This is a genomic window from Bradyrhizobium sp. AZCC 2262 (genome assembly GCF_036924535.1).
Taxonomy (GTDB): Bacteria; Pseudomonadota; Alphaproteobacteria; order Rhizobiales; family Xanthobacteraceae; genus Bradyrhizobium.
Map to the genome: position 1 here is coordinate 3236568 of NZ_JAZHRT010000001.1, position 17513 is coordinate 3254080.

General features: G+C 63.5%; 18 protein-coding genes and 1 pseudogene. 9 read left to right on the plus strand and 10 right to left on the minus strand.

Annotated features, from left to right (window positions below; all coding sequences use genetic code 11):
* The 4 genes from V1283_RS15280 (at position 1) to V1283_RS15295 (ending at position 3718) form a co-directional block, all read left to right on the plus strand.
* Positions 1-441: a hypothetical protein gene (locus V1283_RS15280; protein ID WP_442895749.1), complete on the plus strand. Its 441-nt coding sequence runs from the start codon at positions 1-3 to the stop codon at positions 439-441.
* A complete protein-coding gene (locus V1283_RS15285) occupies positions 417-881 on the plus strand; it encodes a peptidylprolyl isomerase (RefSeq protein ID WP_334387293.1) in 465 nt (154 codons plus the stop codon). Before V1283_RS15280 ends, V1283_RS15285 begins: the two co-directional genes overlap by 25 nt.
* 132 nt (positions 882-1013) lie before the next feature.
* A complete protein-coding gene (gene queA / locus V1283_RS15290; RefSeq protein WP_334387294.1) occupies positions 1014-2090 on the plus strand; it encodes a tRNA preQ1(34) S-adenosylmethionine ribosyltransferase-isomerase QueA in 1077 nt (358 codons plus the stop codon).
* 317 nt (positions 2091-2407) lie between these two features.
* Positions 2408-3718, plus strand: coding sequence for a PQQ-dependent sugar dehydrogenase (locus V1283_RS15295; protein WP_334387295.1), 1311 nt, complete (start codon positions 2408-2410; stop codon positions 3716-3718).
* A gap of 173 nt (positions 3719-3891) precedes the next feature.
* Here the strand turns inward: V1283_RS15295 and V1283_RS15300 are convergent, their stop codons facing one another.
* From V1283_RS15300 to V1283_RS15320, 5 genes are all read right to left on the minus strand, one after another.
* Positions 3892-5223 carry an IS1182 family transposase gene (locus V1283_RS15300; RefSeq protein ID WP_334387296.1) on the minus strand — a complete coding sequence of 444 codons (1332 nt, stop codon included), beginning with the start codon at positions 5221-5223 and terminating at the stop codon, positions 3892-3894.
* A gap of 208 nt (positions 5224-5431) precedes the next feature.
* Positions 5432-6457 carry an aspartate-semialdehyde dehydrogenase gene (locus V1283_RS15305; protein ID WP_334387297.1) on the minus strand — a complete coding sequence of 342 codons (1026 nt, stop codon included), beginning with the start codon at positions 6455-6457 and terminating at the stop codon, positions 5432-5434.
* A 254-nt stretch (positions 6458-6711) separates the two neighbouring features.
* Entirely contained in the window at positions 6712-7272 is a 561-nt protein-coding gene (locus V1283_RS15310) for a PepSY domain-containing protein (protein ID WP_334387298.1), read from the minus strand.
* A 325-nt stretch (positions 7273-7597) separates the two neighbouring features.
* Positions 7598-8338, minus strand: a complete 741-nt coding sequence (locus tag V1283_RS15315; RefSeq protein WP_334393077.1) for a TetR/AcrR family transcriptional regulator — start codon at positions 8336-8338, stop codon at positions 7598-7600.
* Between the two features lie 136 nt (positions 8339-8474).
* Positions 8475-9653 (minus strand): patatin-like phospholipase family protein, encoded by a 1179-nt coding sequence (locus V1283_RS15320; protein ID WP_334387300.1) that lies wholly within the window; start codon positions 9651-9653, stop codon positions 8475-8477.
* A gap of 845 nt (positions 9654-10498) precedes the next feature.
* Between V1283_RS15320 and tgt the strand changes: the two genes are divergently transcribed.
* A complete protein-coding gene (gene tgt / locus V1283_RS15325; RefSeq protein ID WP_334387301.1) occupies positions 10499-11632 on the plus strand; it encodes a tRNA guanosine(34) transglycosylase Tgt in 1134 nt (377 codons plus the stop codon).
* A 70-nt stretch (positions 11633-11702) separates the two neighbouring features.
* Here the strand turns inward: tgt and V1283_RS15330 are convergent, their stop codons facing one another.
* Entirely contained in the window at positions 11703-11918 is a 216-nt protein-coding gene (locus V1283_RS15330; protein WP_334387302.1) for a hypothetical protein, read from the minus strand.
* A gap of 223 nt (positions 11919-12141) precedes the next feature.
* On the opposite strand from V1283_RS15330, the gene cysK reads away from it, so the two are divergent.
* Complete coding sequence (gene cysK, locus V1283_RS15335) at positions 12142-13119, plus strand: cysteine synthase A (RefSeq protein WP_334387303.1); 978 nt, start codon at positions 12142-12144, stop codon at positions 13117-13119.
* Between the two features lie 2 nt (positions 13120-13121).
* Positions 13122-13361 carry a BrnA antitoxin family protein gene (locus V1283_RS15340; protein ID WP_334387304.1) on the plus strand — a complete coding sequence of 80 codons (240 nt, stop codon included), beginning with the start codon at positions 13122-13124 and terminating at the stop codon, positions 13359-13361.
* Between the two features lie 99 nt (positions 13362-13460).
* Here V1283_RS15340 and V1283_RS15345 read toward each other — a convergent pair whose 3' ends face one another.
* On the minus strand, positions 13461-14870 hold the full coding sequence (locus tag V1283_RS15345) for a caspase family protein (RefSeq protein WP_334387305.1): 1410 nt from the start codon (positions 14868-14870) through the stop codon (positions 13461-13463).
* A gap of 175 nt (positions 14871-15045) precedes the next feature.
* Positions 15046-15297, minus strand: a pseudogene (locus V1283_RS15350) (EamA/RhaT family transporter); the annotation flags it as partial.
* Positions 15298-15607: 310 nt separating this feature from the next.
* Here V1283_RS15350 and V1283_RS15355 point away from each other — a divergent pair.
* Both V1283_RS15355 and V1283_RS15360 read left to right on the plus strand, forming a co-directional pair.
* Positions 15608-16006 carry a RidA family protein gene (locus tag V1283_RS15355; protein ID WP_334387306.1) on the plus strand — a complete coding sequence of 133 codons (399 nt, stop codon included), beginning with the start codon at positions 15608-15610 and terminating at the stop codon, positions 16004-16006.
* A gap of 122 nt (positions 16007-16128) precedes the next feature.
* Positions 16129-16329, plus strand: coding sequence for a hypothetical protein (locus tag V1283_RS15360; RefSeq protein ID WP_334387307.1), 201 nt, complete (start codon positions 16129-16131; stop codon positions 16327-16329).
* A 137-nt stretch (positions 16330-16466) separates the two neighbouring features.
* Here V1283_RS15360 and V1283_RS15365 read toward each other — a convergent pair whose 3' ends face one another.
* Both V1283_RS15365 and V1283_RS15370 read right to left on the minus strand, forming a co-directional pair.
* A complete protein-coding gene (locus tag V1283_RS15365; RefSeq protein ID WP_442895750.1) occupies positions 16467-17021 on the minus strand; it encodes a hypothetical protein in 555 nt (184 codons plus the stop codon).
* Positions 16966-17319 carry a hypothetical protein gene (locus V1283_RS15370; RefSeq protein WP_334387308.1) on the minus strand — a complete coding sequence of 118 codons (354 nt, stop codon included), beginning with the start codon at positions 17317-17319 and terminating at the stop codon, positions 16966-16968. The genes V1283_RS15365 and V1283_RS15370 overlap by 56 nt, the downstream gene beginning before the upstream one ends.
* Positions 17320-17513: the final 194 nt, after the last annotated feature.

Below are 17513 nucleotides of genomic sequence, written 5' to 3' on the forward strand. Positions count from 1 at the left end.
ATGATTTCGGCGCGCAGCAAGCCATCTGTCTGGTTTGCCGCCGCTCTCGTATGGCTTGCGTCGGCGGTGCACGCGCAGGCCCAGCCGCAGCAGCTTGACACCATCAAGGACGTCTTCGCCAAATTGCTTTCGTGCTGGCAGCCGCCGCCTGCCTCGCGCGCCAACCCGATGGACATCACGGTTATTGTCAGTTTCAACCGCGAAGGCGCCATTCTCGGTCAACCACGGATTACCTATGAATCCGCAAATGCCGGCGATAACGACCGGATCGCGTACCGGATTGCCGTCATGGAAACATTGCAACGCTGTGCGCCGTTGCCATTTACCGAGGGACTGGGCGGTGCGGTTGCCGGCCGGCCTTTCGCGGTCACTTTCAGAACCCGCAAACGTCCACCCAAACCTGAAGAGAAAAGAGCATGGCTGATACAGAAAATACTTTGATTCTTGAAACCACCCAGGGGCCCGTCACGATCGAAATGCGCCCCGATTTGGCGCCGGGTCACGTCGCCCGGATCAAGGAGCTGGTGCGCGAGGGATTTTACGACGGCATCGTGTTCCATCGCGTGATCGAAGGTTTCATGGCGCAGACCGGCTGCCCGCATGGCACCGGCACCGGCGGTTCCGGCAAGAAGCTGAAGGCCGAGTTCAACAAGGAACCGCATGTCCGCGGCACCACCTCGATGGCCCGCGCCGCGAGCCCGGATTCCGGCGATAGCCAGTTCTTCATCTGCTTCGACGACGCCTCCTTCCTCAACAACCAGTACACGGTCTGGGGCAAGGTCACGTCAGGCATGGAGAACGTCGACAAGATCAAGCGCGGCGAGCCGGTGCAGAACCCCGACAAGATCGTCAAGGCGCACATGGCGCTGGACGAGGCGTAATATTTCAACCCGTCATTCCGGAGGCCGCGCGACGCGCGGCAATCCGGAATCTCGAGATTCCCCGATGCGCGATTGCGCATCTGAGGTTCACGCTTCGCGTGCCCCGACGTCAAAATGAGGCGTACCGGCGCCATGCGCACCGATCTCTTCGACTTCGAGCTCCCCCCCACGAGCATCGCGCTGCGGCCCGCCAGCCCGCGCGATGCGGCGCGGATGCTCGTGGTGCAGACGGACGGCGTGTTGCATGACCGCACCGTCGTCGAGCTGCCGCAATGGCTGCAGCCCGGCGACCAGCTCGTCGTCAACGATACCAAGGTGATCTCTGCCCAGCTCAAGGGCCGCCGCATCGGCCGCGAGACTGAGCCGAAGATCGAGGCGACGCTGATCAAGCGGCTGGACGGCTCGCGCTGGCAGGCGCTGGTCAAGCCGGCGAAGAAGCTCGCGCCCGGCGACATCGTTCGCTTCGGCAATGAAGGCAAGGTCTGCCTGCTCGGCCATCTCGATGCCGAGGTCGAGGCCAAGGGCGACGAGGGCGAGATCACGCTGTCGTTTTCGTTTCACGGGCCGACACTTGATCAGGCCATCGCCGATCTCGGTACGCCGCCGCTGCCGCCCTACATCGCCTCCAAGCGCACGCCCGACGAGCAGGATGCCACCGACTACCAGACCATGTTCGCGGCCAATGAGGGTGCGGTTGCGGCGCCCACCGCGGGGCTGCATTTCACGCCCGAGCTTGAAGCAGCGCTGCGCGGCCGCGGCGTCGAACTGCACCGGCTGACCTTGCATGTCGGGGCAGGGACCTTCCTGCCGGTCAAGGTAGAGGAGACCACTGAACACCGGATGCATGCCGAGTGGGGTTCGATATCGGCCGCTACCGCCAGCGCCTTGAACGCTGCGCGCGCCAAAGGCGGGCGCATCATCGCTGTCGGCACCACGTCGCTGCGGCTATTGGAGAGTGCCACGACTGAAGACGGCGCCATTCAGCCATTCGACGGCGAGACCTCGATCTTCATCACGCCCGGCTATCGCTTTCGCGCGGTCGATATTTTGCTGACCAATTTCCATTTGCCGCGCTCGACGCTGTTCATGCTGGTGTCGGCGTTCTCCGGGCTCGACACGATGAAGCAGGCCTATGCGCATGCGATCGACCGTGGATACCGGTTCTATTCCTACGGGGACGCATGCCTGCTGTTTCGCAGGCCCCATTGAGGCAAAAAGCCGGGCGTCTTGCTTCCGTGGCGCGTGACAACGCGGACAGCCGCATCTCGAAAAAAAGCCCGCCGGTGCGGCGGGCTAAAGGTTCAGGGAGGAAGCGCTTTGACATCAAAGCGCCAATATCTGTCTCCTCGATTCGGCTGCTACCGCCAAGATCGTATAACTACCGGCTTCCAGACATCTCGCGTGCACTGTTGCATCGCTGCAACCATGCGGGTGCGCGGCATGCGTCGGCGCTTTCGTACCTCGACGCCGAGGTTCCAACGGTTCCTGCCGTCGGATAGGGTGCGCGCCATCATCTGGAGAACTTGATGGACTTTTCGAGCATTTTTGCGCGCATCGTCGCGCTGATCGGCGCCGTTGCGCTGCAGTGGCGCCGTCTGCAGGGATCCGCGCCTGCGCCGGCCTGGGGCAACGCGCCGGCGATTCCGGAGGCGAAGCCGCAAGGGGCCATCCCGACGCTCAAGATGCCGACGGCCCAGGGCTGGAGCGACGGGCAGAAGCCAACCGCCGCCCCCGGGCTCAAGGTCAACGCGTTTGCGAAAGATCTGGACCACCCGCGCTGGATCAACGTGCTGCCCAATGGTGACGTGCTCGTCGCTGAATCGACGCAGATCGCGGGGCCGCCCAGGAGCGTGTTCCACTATGCGATGCAGGCGACGATGCGGCGCGCCGCGGCGCTCGGCGTCAGCGCCGACCGCATCACCTTGTTGCGCGACCCTGATGGTGACGGCGTTGCCGAAGGACGCGGGGCTTTCATGGAAGGGCTGAGCCAGCCGTTCGGCATGGCGCTGGTCGGCGACACCTTTTACGTCGGCAACACCGATGGCGTGGTCGCCTTTCCGTATGTGGCGGGCGCGGACCGCATCACCGCCGAGGGGCGCAAGCTCGTGGCGTTCAAGCCCGCCGGGCACTGGACGCGGAGCCTGCTGCCGAGCGCGGACGGCAAAAAGCTCTATGCCGGCGTCGGCTCACTCAGCAACATCGCCGAGAACGGCATGGAAGTGGAGGAGGGCCGCGCCGCGATCTATGAGCTCGATCTGGCCGGCGGCACCAGCCGCATCTTCGCCAGCGGGCTTCGTAACGCCGTGGGCATGGCGTGGGAGCCCAACACCGGCGTGCTCTGGACCGTCGTCAACGAGCGCGACGGCCTCGGCGACGAGACGCCTCCGGACTATCTGACCTCGGTGCGCGACGGCGGCTTCTACGGCTGGCCCTATTGCTACTGGGGACAGACGGTGGACGACCGGGTGCCGCAAGATCCGGCCATGGTCGCCAAAGCGATTCAACCCGATTACGCGCTCGGCGGGCATACCGCCTCGCTCGGCCTGTGCTGGATGCCATCAGGTACGCTGCCGGGCTTTCCGGACGGCATGGTGATCGGCCAGCACGGCTCCTGGAATCGCAGCACGCTGAGCGGCTACGCCGTCGTCTTCGTGCCGTTCGAGAACGGCCGCCCCTCCGGCCCACCGCGGGATATTCTGACGGGGTTCCTCGCGCCCGACGAGAAGGTCTCCTACGGACGCCCGGTCGGCGTCACGCTTGGCCCCGACGGCTCGTTGCTGGTCGCAGACGATGTCGGCAACGTCATCTGGCGCGTGACGGGTGAGCGACAGGGCTGAGCGATCGCGACGGTTCGTGTCCGTGCGCGATTGAAGCCGCGATGACGGCCCTATCTCCGTCACCCTGAGAGCTTGTGACGCTTTTGGCCGCTGCGGAGCTTTGGAGCGAGGTGGCGGCTGCTCGTCGGGGCAAATGGCGGTTTTGGGGTTTGAGTTTGTCGATGAGCTCTCGTTTATGCACTGCAGAGGCGGTTGCCTTGCAGGATGTTGTTGGTGAGGGCGTACCAGAGCACGACGGCGCGGACCTTTTCGATGCCGCGCACGGTTAATTGCCGCAGGTCCCAGTTGCGCCAGCGGGCATGGATGCACTCGCAAATCGAACGGGGCTTGTACCGGGCCTTGCCCGCTTCGCTCGCCATTCGCGCGCGCCAGGCCAGTACCCCCGGGCCGTCGCCGCGCCGCGGCAGGTACGGATCGGTGCCGTGCTTGGATTGAGTGGGCGGACAAAAGACCTCGACGCCCTCGGCATGCGCCCATTCGATGTCCTCCGCGCTGCCAAAGCCGCCATCGACGAGATGGTCTTTGGGCAGACCGCCAGGGCGCGTGCGCTGCCGCTCCAGCATGGGACGCATCAGGCCGCGGTCGGACCCGGTGTTGCAAATCCTGGTGTCAACGACGATCTGCTGGCCGGCCGCACTCGTTACCTGCACGTTGTAAGCTGGGCGGAAGCCGCCGTCGGCCATCTTCATGACCCGTGCATCGGCGTCCGTCGTGGATGCGCGCGGCTCCTTCGGCTTCTTGCCATTGCCGCGCTTTTCTTCGCGCTCCTTGCGCTGCTGCTTGATCTCGGCCAGCGCCGTCTGCGCCGCTTTCACGCGCGCGCGGCGCTCCCGCGCGGCTCGCTCCTTGGCCGCCCGGGTGCGCTGATTGCTGGCGTCCGAGCGTGTATCGACCTCGCGCTTGAGATCTTCCACCGCTGCCTCAGCCTGTGCCAGGTGCCGGTCGAGTGTCGCCTCGCGCCGGAACGAGGCGGCTCCCGCGCTGGCCCGGACCCGCACCCCATCCTGCGCCAGCGTCTCCAGATTGACGAGGCCAGCCTTCGCCAGCGCCGCCAGATGCTCGCTGAGCAGCCGGTCCAGCAGATCGGCGCAACCGACCCGGAAGTCCGCCAGCATGTGATAGTTCACCGACACGCCACCGCACAGCCAACGATAGGCATCGTGGCTCTCGCACAGCCGCTCCAAGGCGCGTGCGCTGCCAACGCCCTCGCTGGTGGCATAGAGCCACAGCGCCAGCAAAAGCCGCGGCGATGTCGCGGGGTGACCGGGGCGGTCGCCCCTGGCTTTGATCCGGTTCTCCAGTTCACTCAGATCAAGCTCTTCGACATAAGACCAGATCAGGCGCACCGGATGGTCTTCCCCGATCAGGCTCTCGATATCCACCGCGCGCAACGCGATCTGGTCGCGTTGCGGTTCACGCAGCCGCGGCGCGCCGAGCGGCGCCGCTTCGGCTTGCGGCTTCGCCTGATCCGGCAGGTCTCCAAACAATTCATCGGCAGCCATCATCGCCTCCCGCGAATCCATATCGCCAGAGAATCACACTGCATTAGCTATCGGCTAGACTGGCTTGCCCGACGTCAAAAAAATCACACTCTCTGAGGAGGCCGCAACGCGGCCGTCTCGAAGGGCGACGGCCCGACTGGGGCCGTTCACCCTTCGAGGCTCGCTGCGCTCGCACCTCAGGATGACGGGTCGAGAGGCACGCTGGTCAGCCTCATGCCATCGCGCGCTGCGGCAACAGCTCCGCAATCTGGATCGCATTCAGCGCCGCGCCCTTCAGCAACTGATCGGCCGAGACGAACATCGAGATCGAATGGCCGCTAGCGTCGCTGAGATCCTTGCGGATGCGGCCGACGAGAACGTCGTCCTGGCCCGACGCATCGATCGGCATCGGGAAGTAGTTCCTGGCGCGGTCGTCGACGATCTTGACGCCCGGTGCGTTGGCCAGGATCGCGCGCACGTCAGCTTCCGTGATCAGCTTTTCGCATTCGAAGGTGATCGCCTCGCAATGGGCGCGCAGCACCGGCACGCGCACGCAGGTGACGCCGATGGCGATCTTGTCATCCTCGAAGATCTTGCGGGTCTCCTTGATGACCTTGGTCTCTTCGTCGTTATAGCCGGTCTCGGGATCAACAGCCGTGTTGTGGCTGAACAGGTTGAAGGCGTAGGGGTGCGGGATCGCCTTGGGCTGGAAGGCGCGGCCTTCGAGATGAGCGCGGGTCGATTCCACCAGCTCCTGCATCACGGCGGCACCGCCGCCGCTCGCCGCCTGATAGGTCGACAGGATGACGCGCTTGATGCGGTTCTGCCGGTGGATTGGCCACAGCGGCACCAGCGCGGTGATCGCCGAACAGTTCGGGACGGCGATGATGCCCTTGTGCTCCCGGATGCGGCCCGCGTTGATCTCCGGGATCACCAGCGGCACGTTCGGGTCCATGCGGAAAGCCGAGGAATTGTCGATCACGACCGCGCCGGCCCTGACGGCCGCAGGTGAGAACTTCCAGGAGGTGCTGCTACCTGCCGAGAACAGCGCGATGTCGACGCCCTCGAACGACTTTTCGGTGAGCTCCTCGATCACGATCCTCTCGCCCCGGAAATCGACGGTCTTGCCGGCCGAGCGGGCGCTCGCCAGCGCCTTGAGCTTGCGCACGGGAAAACCGCGCCGGTTCATGGTGGCGATGAATTCGGCGCCGACAGCGCCGGTAACGCCGGCAATGGCAACAACGGGTTCGTGGCTCACGGGTCTATCCTCTTTGGTTGAGCATCAATGCTGCGGGCAATAAAAAAGCCCCGGTCCTTTTCAGGCGGGGCTTCGGTTCAGATAACGCGATCGTTCGACTACGCGCGCACGGCTCCCGAGCCCCCGGAGGGTGCTTTGGTTTTCGCGGTCGCTTTGGTCGAAGTCGTCATGGGGCGGACTTATGCGGCAGCTTTGAACTGCCGTCAACGGGTTTTGGCCTCATCCGCGGCTGCAACGGGGGCAGACGAGCCCCATCATCGCCGCCCTGCCGCGCCGGGAGGCTCGAGGATCACCTCCTTCAGGTCGCTGCCACTCATGACGACGATTGCGAAATTCAGCCGGCCGCGTTCGCGGATCAGGCCGCCGCTGATGGCCTTGCCCGACGCCGCCTGCTCGGCCACGCGAATGGCATCCGCCAGGCGGTGCCGGATCGTTCTGAGGGCAGCGAGGTTGCTGCGGTCCTCGGCATCAAGTTCCTTCAGGGGCAGGGCAGCTTCGCCGCCGACGATCTTGCCGGTCCTGGCGTCGATGGCGTGGTGCCAGACGCGGTCATTGTGAAGGGTCTTTACCCGGTAGACCGGTGCATCCGATGCGCCGTCGAAGCTGACATCGGCGGTCGTCGCGCCGGCATGCAGGGCTTCGGCGATGGCCATCGCCTGGCTCAGCGAGACAGCCGACCCGCGGAAAAGCGCAAGCTCGCGGCTGACCGCCTGCTGGTCGGACGCGGCGCCATCGCCGGCCTCATTGCCGAGCGAGGCTGGCTCGCTGATCGGCGACGCGATGGCATAGGCCGGGGCAGGGAGGATGATCGCCACCAGGGCGATTGCAAGCAACTGTCTCCAACATCTCGGCGTACGCATGTTTGCAGTCTCCATCCTTGAGCCTGTCTCTAACGGCCGAGGGGCCGGATCGTCTTGTACAAAAATGCGGCCGACCCCTTGGAGGTATATGGGTCGGCCGCGGAACGTCGCAAACGGGGCTGTACCACCGTTTGCGGCGATCGAAGCGGCGCGAGCCCCGCCGGGACTGGAGAGCAGGAACCCGCACTTCGCTTATAACAAAACCATACCGTATCGTTTTGTTTCGGTCAAGGATGCCGCCGTGCCGTCCCGCGCGCAAAACTCCGTTCTCACGGAATTGTCAGCGAGAAGGGCGCCGCCGAATGGTTCCCTTGGGGATGGACTGAACGCGGCTCGATGGCCCAAGCGCACCGGCCAGGAACAGCCTGATCGCCGAGCGCATGCGTTTTTCGGCGGACTTCATTTCCAGCGGCGTTCCGAACGTCGCCATGCGGTGCGTGTGACCGACGACCACGTCGAGAAAGACCTCAGCCGCGATGCCGGTGTCCTCGACGTCCATGGCGCCTTGTGCGACCAATTTATCAAAGAAGCGCGCGGTCGTGGACACGGCCTTCAACCAGCCTTCCTCCTTGCCGAGTTTGGCAATGTCGGGAAAGTTGATGGCCTGTGACGTCATCATGCGGCTGAACGCGACGGCATCGGGTCCGCAGGTAAACATCAGCATCTCGCGCCCGACCTCGATCAGGCGCTGCTCGACTGAAATGTCCGAGGAACGCGTGAGCTGCATCTCCGCCGCTTCGGCAAGCGGAGCAAGCCAGCGCGCAATTTCGCGCCTCAGCACCTCCGCAAACAGCCCGCGCTTGTCGCCGTAGCGCGAATAGACGGTGGGCTTGCTGACCCGGGCTGCTTCCGCAACCGCATCGAGCGAGGTCGCATCGTAGCCCCGGTCCAGGAAAAGACGGGTGGCAACTTCGATCAGCCGCTGATCGCGCTCGATGGCGGCGCTTTTCGTCGGCCGGCCGCCGCGCGATTTTGAAATGTCTCGTCTTGCCGGTCTGGCCTTGGTCGCAGTCAATCCCATGCCCATTGATTCCTGCGCGGTCGTGATATCAGTCATTGTTCTATAACGCGCTGTAGGAGGGGCGTCATCGCCAATCTGGCCGAATTGGCCATGTCATCAACGGTCCAGGTAGCTCGTCGTTCCGCTCCTGCGTGGTTCACGGAAGCGTCGAGACCCAGGCCCGGCCCGACGCAGCCTTCTCATAGCCATGCTGATAAAGGGCGCGCATATAGGCGGTGTCGAATCCCTCCGAGCGCGATGCGGGATAGTCGCGCTCAATATAGGACAGATGGAAGCCCCATCGATTGCGCTTGGCGAAATCGTAGGTGGAGAAGATGACCGAGCGCGTCTGTGACTGGGTGATCGACGACAGGCTGCGTGAGGCGACATCGAGCGTGCTGTTGGACACGAGCTCAAAAGTTCGTTCGAGCTTCTTGTTGACGAGGATGTAGATGTTCATCCGGCTGTTTCCGGGCAGACGGCCCTGGAAGAGCAGGGCATCCGGCAACGTCAGGACCGGAGCGGTCACGCCGCCGTCGACATGCATCTCCTCAAAGCGCCGGCCCTGGCCCTCGGCTTCGATCAGGATCGGCGGGAAGACCAGGGGAATGCTGGCCGAGGCCGCCATCACGTCGCGAAACAGGACCAGCGCCTCCGGTGAACCGACGGCAGCGATTTTCCCCATGTCCCAAACGACCGTGCGTTGGGTGTCGAGATCGGTCGTCACCACGAGCAGTTTTCGGCCCTTGGCATTTTCGCGTGCAACGGCGGCCAGGATCTCCGGCCCGACATAGCGGGCCACCAGCTCGCGCAGTCGCTTGTTGCCGAACAGACCGGACCCGAACAGCACGCGGATGATGCTGGGATCATCGAGCAGGCTCGAAGCTATGCCGCTGGTATAGACCTCCCGCAGCGTGTCGTCGTATTGGGATCCGAGAAACGCAAAGGGCGCAATCAGGCCGCCGGTGCTTACGCCTGAGACGACCGAGAAGGTCGGGCGGGTGCCGGCTGCGGTCCAGCCGTTCAACACGCCCACGCCATAGGCGCCATCGGCGCCGCCGCCGGAGAGCGCAAGATAGGTCCTGCTCGAGGAGAGGTCGTCTTTCTCGAAACGGAATTTTGTGACGGGTTCGTCGGTGTAGCGCCGCAGGCCGTCGAGCTCGAGCACACGGGAGCCAGAGGCCTCCGCAGCGCTGTAGGGCGTCCGCGGCAGGGACGTGCAGGCGGCGAGCGCGAGGCTGCACAGCAGGACGGCTGACCGGAGCAGGCGTGAGCCTGTCCTCCCAGTCCGGCCGTCGGAGCGGACTGATCCAGTCAGGAAAGAGGGGAAGGGCATTCGCCGTCAGTCACCGTACACACGCACTTGCCGCCGCCGGCCTCATCGCTAGCGGCGTTTCGTGCCCCGTTCATAAAACTATACGGTATCGTTTTGTTTAACAAGCGGGAGGCTGAGGCGCCCGGGCGGCTCAATTGTGTCCGGCGTGGGACACGGGCTTTTCGCCCACCCATACGCGCTTTTTAGTGTTTACCTGGCGCCTTAGCGCCAGGCTGCCGGCTCGCAGGGAGGATTATTCCACGGACCTCCGGCAAACTGGCCACTGTCTGGAGCCCGGACGCAGTGAACGACGCGGGAGGGAGGGATGGCTGCGCCGTTTCTGTCGCGCCACGCCGCCCTGGTGCGGGTTGCCGGTTCGCAGGGAGGATTATTCCACGGACCTCCGGCAAACTGGCCAGTGTCTGGAGCCCGGATGCAGTGAACGACGCGGGAGGGATGGATGGCTGCGCCGTTTTTGTCGTACCATGCCGCCATGGCCGGATTAGCGAACATGGCCGCGGCGATCAGTCCTAGCGAAACAAGCTTCTTACTCATTTGCGCGTCTCCATATGATATCAGTGATGGAACGACTGCGACGAGAGACATCATCAAGTGTTGATCTATATCAACCTCGTTCCCGAATACGGCGGCTGATGACCGCTCTGGGTCATCGCTACTGAAATAGGGTATCCGCGCGACGTCCGCTTTCCTCCCAATAGCTACCGTAATATCGCGCCAACTGAGGCAAAGTGCCGAGTTTTATCCAGCTGCAAGGGAGCCCGAGTGTTTCCGTGTTGGGCACCAAGCGTCAGATTTCATCCACTGGGCGGTTGATTGGCCGTTCTCGGCACGCAATAAGCAGCGCCATGAGTCTTCCCAATCATTTCGAATTACTCGCCACCAATGGCGCAGCCCGCAGCGGCCGCCTGACGACGCCGCATGGCGTGGTGCAGACGCCTGCCTTCATGCCGGTCGGCACCGCCGGCGCGATGAAGGGCATGCACTGGCGCGAGGTGCGCGATGCCGGCGCCGATATCGTGCTCGGCAACACCTATCATCTGATGCTGCGGCCGGGCGCCGAGCGCATCGCCGCGCTCGGCGGCCTGCAGACCTTCACCGGCTGGAACGGGCCGATGCTGACGGACTCCGGCGGCTTCCAGGTGATGTCGCTGTCCGACCTGCGCAAGGTCAGCGAGCGCGCCGTGACCTTCCGTTCGCATATCGACGGCGCCAAGGTCGAGCTGTCGCCGGAGCGTTCGATCGAGGTGCAGCGGCTGCTCGGCGCCGACATCGCCATGCAGATGGACGAGTGCGTGCGGCTGCCTGCGGAGCGCGCCGACATCGAGCGCGCGATGCGGCTGTCGCTGCGCTGGGCCGAGCGCAGCAAGCGCGCGTTCGAGACCGCGCCCGATGGTTACATGCTGTTCGGCATCGTGCAGGGCGGCGACATTCCCGAGATGCGCCATATCAGTGCGCGCGGACTGGTCGAGATCGGTTTTCATGGCTACGCGATCGGCGGGCTTGCGGTCGGCGAGCCGCAGGCGGTGATGCTGTCGATGATCGAGGAAACCGCGCCGGCGCTGCCGGCCGATCGCCCGCGTTACCTGATGGGCGTCGGCACGCCCGAGGATCTGATGGAGGCGGTGGCGCGCGGCATCGACATGTTCGACTGCGTGCTGCCGACCCGGAACGGGCGCCACGGCATGGCGTTCACCCGCTTCGGCCAGATCAATCTGCGCAACGCCCGCCATGCCGAAGATCCGCGGCCGCTCGATGAGGAAAGCGAATGGCCGTCAGCGCGCAACTATTCTCGCGCCTATCTGCATCATCTGGTCAGGTCAGGAGAAACACTCGGCGCGATGCTGCTGTCGGAAATCAACGTGGCGTATTACCAGCACCTGATGCGGGGCATGCGCGAGGCGATCGCAAACGGCACGTTCGAGACATTCCAAAAACAAACGCGCGCCGGATGGGAGCGCGGTGACATCGTTCCGCGATAGAATCTATTTTTAATTTGACGCGATTTCTTTACGCGAACCGGGAGCCACTTCGCTCGAAAACGCTATGCCGTCAATTACAGGCGAACCTCTTGACCGAATGCTTGGTCACGAAGCCGTAACCGCAGGTGTCGCAGGTCCAGAGATAGCTGATCACATGATCGTTGAGATAGGCGGAAGCTTCCGCCGCCACCATGGTGTCGGCACACACGGGGCACGTCGGCAAATCACAGCCACGCGGATCGGGCCGATACGCTGCGGGCGACAGGAGTTCAGCAATTCCTGACATCGTGACCTCACCTCTGGTTCAGCTCACGACCAAAGTATAAGCAGAAACCTTTGACGATGTCGCAACACAAATGCGTTGATTTCACGTTATTTAGCGACTTTCTTGTTTTGCGATGCAGCGAATTCTTCGCGCCCGCAATTCCGGCTTGCGCGTCGAGGCGACCGCCTCCTAAGTATGGAAAACCGCTTATTCCCCGCACATGATCGCTTATGGGAGTGTTGAGATGGATGCGTCGTCAGCCGCGAGTGCAGTGCAACGTCCGGGGCGGGGTCGGGTTTTCGACTCCATCGTCGATGCGATCGGTGACACCCCGATCGTCCGCTTGCGCAAATTGCCGGAGGCGCATGGTGTTAGCGCAACCATCCTGGCCAAGCTCGAATACTTCAATCCCGCCGCGAGCGTGAAGGACCGCATTGGCGCGGCGATGGTGATCGCGATGGAGAAGGCCGGCGTGATCAATGCCGATACGGTGCTGATCGAGCCGACGTCAGGCAACACCGGCATCGCGCTGGCGTTTGTTGCGGCCTCGCGCGGCTACCGGCTGAAGCTGGTGATGCCGGAGTCGATGTCGATCGAGCGGCGCAAGATGCTGGCCTTCCTCGGCGCCGAGATCATCCTGACGCCGGCAGCCCAGGGCATGAAGGGTTCGATCGCGACCGCGGAGGAACTGGTACGCACCACGCCCAACGCGGTAATGCCGCAACAGTTCAAGAACCTCGCCAACCCCGAAATTCACCGCCGCACCACGGCGGAAGAAATCTGGAACGACACCGGCGGCAACATCGATTTCTTTGTTGCAGGCGTCGGCACCGGCGGCACCATCACCGGCGTCGGACAGGTGCTCAAGCCGCGCAAACCGTCGTTGCAGATCGTCGCCGTCGAGCCGGAGGAAAGCCCGGTACTGGGCGGCGGGCAACACACGCCGCACAAGATTCAGGGGATCGGCGCCGGCTTCATTCCGGACATCCTGGATCGATCGGTCATCGACGAGATTGTCAGGGTCAACGGGCCGACGGCGATTGAAACCTCGCGCGCCCTGGCGCGCATGGAAGGCATTCCCGGCGGCATTTCCTCGGGCGCGGCGATCGCGGCGGCACTCGAGATCGGCAAAAGGCCCGGGAGCGCCGGCAAGACCATTCTCGCCATCGTGCCGTCATTCGCCGAGCGTTATTTATCAACCGCACTGTTTGAAGGAATCTAGCGATGGCAGACCAGCCGCGGCGGCCGAGAACCCTGAACGACGCGCGCACCGAGGCCGAGGCGGCGTTCAAGCGCACGACCACCAAGGTCGCGGAAGCGCCGCCGAAAACGCCCGCGCTGCCCGGCGTGAGGGAATTGGTATCGCTGCGCATCGATCAGGACGTGCTGGAATATTTCCAGGAAGGCGGTCCCGGCTGGCAGGACCGCATCAACGAGGCGCTGCGAAAGGCTGCGGGAAAATAAATCGCCGCGAGCACGCATTTTGATTTTGCGAAGCGCATAATGAAAATGAAAAAGGCCCGGGATGAACCCGGGCCTTTTTGCAGATGGATCGCGTGCGCCTTAGCGCAGCATGCCGCCCATGACGCCGCCGATGAAGCGCCCGGCGCCGGCGGGATCAGGACCGCTGTTGTTGTAGTGCCGCTGCGGCTGGGGTTGGGCCTGCTGACTAGCACCAGTGTTGGCGCGGCGCTTGGGCCGCTCCTCATCCGAACTCGCGGTCGGCGGGGCCGCGACGATCTCGCTCAGCAGCGCCTTGTGCTGCAGCCTGTTGAGGTAGCCGCTCTTGGGATAGCCGCGGGCGGCTTGCCAGCGCGTGATCACACCGCGGGTGGCCTGATCGAACTGGCCAGTGGCCTTGATGTCGAAGCCGAGCCCGGTGAGGCGGCGCTGCACGTCGCGCCGCTGGCCCTTGTCGAGGCCGATCTGATCCTCGGTGGTCTGGTCCGCTTCCTCCTTGAAGGTCGCGGGATCGACGCCCGTGGTCAGGTTGCGGGTGGCGTCGGGTTTGGGACCGGACTCAAGCGATGCGATGCGCGACAAGGCCAGCGAACGGAACTGACCGTTGGGATAGTTGCTCAGATAGGCGTTGAGTTCTTCCGGCTTGTTGGAATCCTTGATCGAGCGCCAGAACTCCAGTTCCACGTCCGATGCCTTTGAAGGTCCCGCTGCCGGTGTCGCAGCCGCCACGGCGCCGGGCGCGGGCGCGCCGTTCAGATAGACCGAACCGATCAGGTTGGTGTGCCCCCAAGGCAATTGTCCCTTGTTGGTCTCTTCGTTGACCTGGGCGCGGACCTTGGTCATCGCCTGCTGGATCTCGGCGCCGGGCTGGGTGAGGTTGGCGAGCAGGGCGCGGGTGAACGGGCTGTTGGAGCCTTCCTGGCCGTCGAGCGCGGTCTGGCCCGGGCCGGTTGCGAACGCGATCAGCGTGCCTTCGCCGGATTTCATTTCGGCCAGACCCGTCTGCACGTTGACGCTGCGGGTCGCGGAGTTCGACTTGATCTTGGCCGCAAACGGGTTGTCGCGGCAGGCATCGAGGAACACCAGCTTGACCTTGGCGTCGCCCATGGTCTGCTCGAGCGTGAGGTCGATGTTGATCGCCGCGCCGAGCTTGACGTCCATTTCGGATTTGATGTCGGCGTCGATCGGCAGCAGATAGTTGGTGCCGGAGATGGCAATGCCGTGACCGGCATAGAAGAACAGCGCGACGTCGGCGCCTTGCGCCTTCTTGCCGAAGTCGAGCAGCCGCTCGGTCATCTTGTCGCGCGTGAGATTGGAGCCCTCGACCACTTCGAATCCGACATTGCGCAGGGTCGCGGCGATCGCCTTCGCATCGACCGACGGATTCGGCAGCGGGGCTACGTTCTTGTAGGCGCCGTTACCGACGACAAAGGCCACGCGCTTGTCGGCGCTGGCGGTGCCCGCCGTAAGGACCATGCACATGACGGACAGAATGAGGGTTGGGTAGCGCATAGGAAATCCCCCTGAAGAATCGATAAAGGCTTTGGTTCTAACGCTAGACGGACAGTACAGAAAATCGCCCGCTTCGCGCCACAAAAAAGCGGTGCGACGACCAAATCCGGCGCCATCCGTTACCGATGCGCCACGCGCCGTCGCGTGATCCAGATCACAGCCAGGCAAATAAAATTCAGCTTGGGGCGGACGCCTTAGTCGAAGGATTCGGTTTCAGGTTCAACAGATTGCCGGTGAGAATCAGCGCAGCGCCGAGCACGGTGAACAGATCCAGCCGTTCCGAATAGATCAGCCAGCCGGCGGCAGCGGTCAGGGGAACCCGCAGGACGTCCATCGGGATCACCACGGTAGCGTCGGCATGCAGCATCGCCCGCGCCATGCAGTAGTGGGAAAACGTGGAGAGCCAGCCGGCCATCCACAGCGCGGCCAGGGTTTTGGATTGGGTGCGGTCCATTCGGGAAGCTTGAGGGGTTGGGGCAGGCCGGTATCGGCGAGCGCGCCACAATTTGCAATGTGCATGTGCGGCGGGGCAGCGATGGGCGGTGTCGCAATTTCGCTGTGGGAGCGGCTGCCGGTTCAGTGCTAAGGAGCGCCGTCATTCCGGGGCGATGCGAAGCATCGAACTATGATGTGCTATTGCACATCGGAGAATCTCGAGATTCCCCGATGCGCAATTGCGCATCTGGGGTCTGGTCCTTCGGACCATCCCGGAATGACCAAGAGGGAGGAATCTACGCATGCGTATCTTGCAACCGGCCGAATGGTCGAAACCCCGCGGCTTCTCGCACGGTGTCGAGGTCGACGGCCCCGGCAAATGGATCGTGCTGGCCGGCCAGACCGGCGGCGACGAGAAGGGCGATTATGCCCCGGACATGGCGGCGCAGGTCGGCACGGCGCTGAAGCGCATCATCAAGCTGCTTGGAGAAGCCGGCGCGGGACCGGAGCACATTGTCCGCCTGACCTGGTACCTGACCAGCCGCAGCGAATACGAAGCTGCAGGTGCGGGCATCGGCGCGGCCTGGAAGGAAACACTCGGGCGCAATTTTCCGCCATCGACGCTGCTCTACATCGACGGGCTGGTCGACGTCAGGGCCAAGGTCGAAATCGAAGTCACCGCCTACGTGCCCAAGGCTTAGTGCAAAGGCTTAGTGCAAAGGGTTAGTGCAAAGGCTTAGTGCCCAAGGCGCAACCAGACATCAAGGACCGGCCGCTTTCCACGTGAGGCGCGCCGGAAAAGACAAAAGGATATCGTGAGCCAATGACCAATCGATCGACCTCTGCCGACTTCGTGACCGCCTTCGCAACCGGCTGGCCCGAGCACCAGCCCGACATCATGGTGTTGTCGCTGACCACGCAGCGCGGCGTGCTGGATTTTGCGTTCAACAAGGAGCAGGCTTTGTTGATCGCCAAGACGATCAAGGAGACCGCGGCGAAGCTCGAAAAGCCGAAGACGAGTTAGGCTGCCGATCGCCAAGCCCCGAAGCTGTCGTCGCCCGCGAAAGCGGGCGATCCAGTATTCCAGAGACGGCGGTGATTGAACCGAGAAGCGGCGGCGCACTGGATACCCGCTTTCGCGGGTATGACGACTGCGGCCTATTACTTCGACAGGGTAATATTGGCGGCGCGGAACTGGCTGTCGGCCCTCATGGCGATCGACTGCTTGTTGCCGGTGGTCTTCAACGAGATGTTGGAACTGAAACCGGCCGCCTGGGCGATCACCTGGAAGCTGCCGTTGGCGCCACGACCCTGAATGTTGCCGCCGACATTACGGCTGGTTTCGCTCCAGTTGCCGGTAACCTCGCCGCCTTGTGCGACCACCGCTGCCAACAGATTGAACCTGTAGGCGTCGCTGGCGCAGGTGAGGCTCATGTCCATGCTGGCGCCGGCCACCTTGTAGGTCGCCCGGCAGCGGATCCGCTCGCTCGAACCGTCGTCCAGCGTCACGGTGCCGGGGCCGGACCAGGTGCCGGCCATGCCGGCGAACGCACTGGACTGGGCGTAGCTGGTGGAGGCCGCGAAGGCCGTCAAAAAAAACGCGACGGCTGCAAATGTCAGCCGCCGCGCTTTGGCGAAAAATTCTGAAACCTGGCTCGTCTTACTGACGGGACGCTTCCCATCGACCGCTGCACGCGACACCCGCTGAAGCGCCATTCCATTTCCCCGATCCGGAGTTGCCACTGAGTTGACCGTTCGCATATGCACCATTGATCGAGACTTTCACAAGCCCCCCGCTTCCGACGCTGCCGGAAACCGGGCCGCCCGAAATCTTGCCGTCGGTGACGTTCACGGTCGAGGTAGTCTGCGCATCGCAACTGCCCGTTTTTGTGACAACGGTAACTTGCCAAAGGCCGTCATAGGGCGACTGAGCGGAGGCCGGAGCTGCGGCAACGGTCGCGGCGGAGGCAAGAAACGAAGCAAACAAAATGTCGCGGATGCGGTTGGAACGCATGGATCAATTCCTTGAGATGTGTGTGATGACGCGCCTTATCTGGTCACAATGTGTCCAAACTTGGGTGCGCCGCAACACTGTGGAAAGTTCCCGAATTTCAAACACATCAAGGTGAATCCGGTTCCGGATGGGGAACAAGAAATTTGCCGTTTTGGCCACGATTCGCGCATGATTCGGCCGCTTGAGGTACCAGG

Excerpts from the sequence above, each read along its gene's own strand:
- tgt (WP_334387301.1), top strand. The coding sequence starts at position 10,499 with ATGAGTCTTCCCAATCATTTCGAATTACTCGCCACCAATGGCGCAGCC.
- V1283_RS15360 (WP_334387307.1), top strand. The coding sequence starts at position 16,129 with ATGACCAATCGATCGACCTCTGCCGACTTCGTGACCGCCTTCGCAACC.
- cysK (WP_334387303.1), top strand. The coding sequence starts at position 12,142 with ATGGATGCGTCGTCAGCCGCGAGTGCAGTGCAACGTCCGGGGCGGGGT.
- V1283_RS15285 (WP_334387293.1), top strand. The coding sequence starts at position 417 with ATGGCTGATACAGAAAATACTTTGATTCTTGAAACCACCCAGGGGCCC.
- V1283_RS15370 (WP_334387308.1), bottom strand. The coding sequence starts at position 17,319 with ATGCGTTCCAACCGCATCCGCGACATTTTGTTTGCTTCGTTTCTTGCC.
- V1283_RS15300 (WP_334387296.1), bottom strand. The coding sequence starts at position 5,223 with ATGATGGCTGCCGATGAATTGTTTGGAGACCTGCCGGATCAGGCGAAG.
- V1283_RS15280 (WP_442895749.1), top strand. The coding sequence starts at position 1 with ATGATTTCGGCGCGCAGCAAGCCATCTGTCTGGTTTGCCGCCGCTCTC.
- V1283_RS15365 (WP_442895750.1), bottom strand. The coding sequence starts at position 17,021 with ATGGCGCTTCAGCGGGTGTCGCGTGCAGCGGTCGATGGGAAGCGTCCC.
- V1283_RS15320 (WP_334387300.1), bottom strand. The coding sequence starts at position 9,653 with ATGCCCTTCCCCTCTTTCCTGACTGGATCAGTCCGCTCCGACGGCCGG.
- V1283_RS15295 (WP_334387295.1), top strand. The coding sequence starts at position 2,408 with ATGGACTTTTCGAGCATTTTTGCGCGCATCGTCGCGCTGATCGGCGCC.
- V1283_RS15340 (WP_334387304.1), top strand. The coding sequence starts at position 13,122 with ATGGCAGACCAGCCGCGGCGGCCGAGAACCCTGAACGACGCGCGCACC.
- V1283_RS15315 (WP_334393077.1), bottom strand. The coding sequence starts at position 8,338 with ATGGGATTGACTGCGACCAAGGCCAGACCGGCAAGACGAGACATTTCA.
- V1283_RS15355 (WP_334387306.1), top strand. The coding sequence starts at position 15,608 with ATGCGTATCTTGCAACCGGCCGAATGGTCGAAACCCCGCGGCTTCTCG.
- V1283_RS15330 (WP_334387302.1), bottom strand. The coding sequence starts at position 11,918 with ATGTCAGGAATTGCTGAACTCCTGTCGCCCGCAGCGTATCGGCCCGAT.
- queA (WP_334387294.1), top strand. The coding sequence starts at position 1,014 with ATGCGCACCGATCTCTTCGACTTCGAGCTCCCCCCCACGAGCATCGCG.
- V1283_RS15345 (WP_334387305.1), bottom strand. The coding sequence starts at position 14,870 with ATGCGCTACCCAACCCTCATTCTGTCCGTCATGTGCATGGTCCTTACG.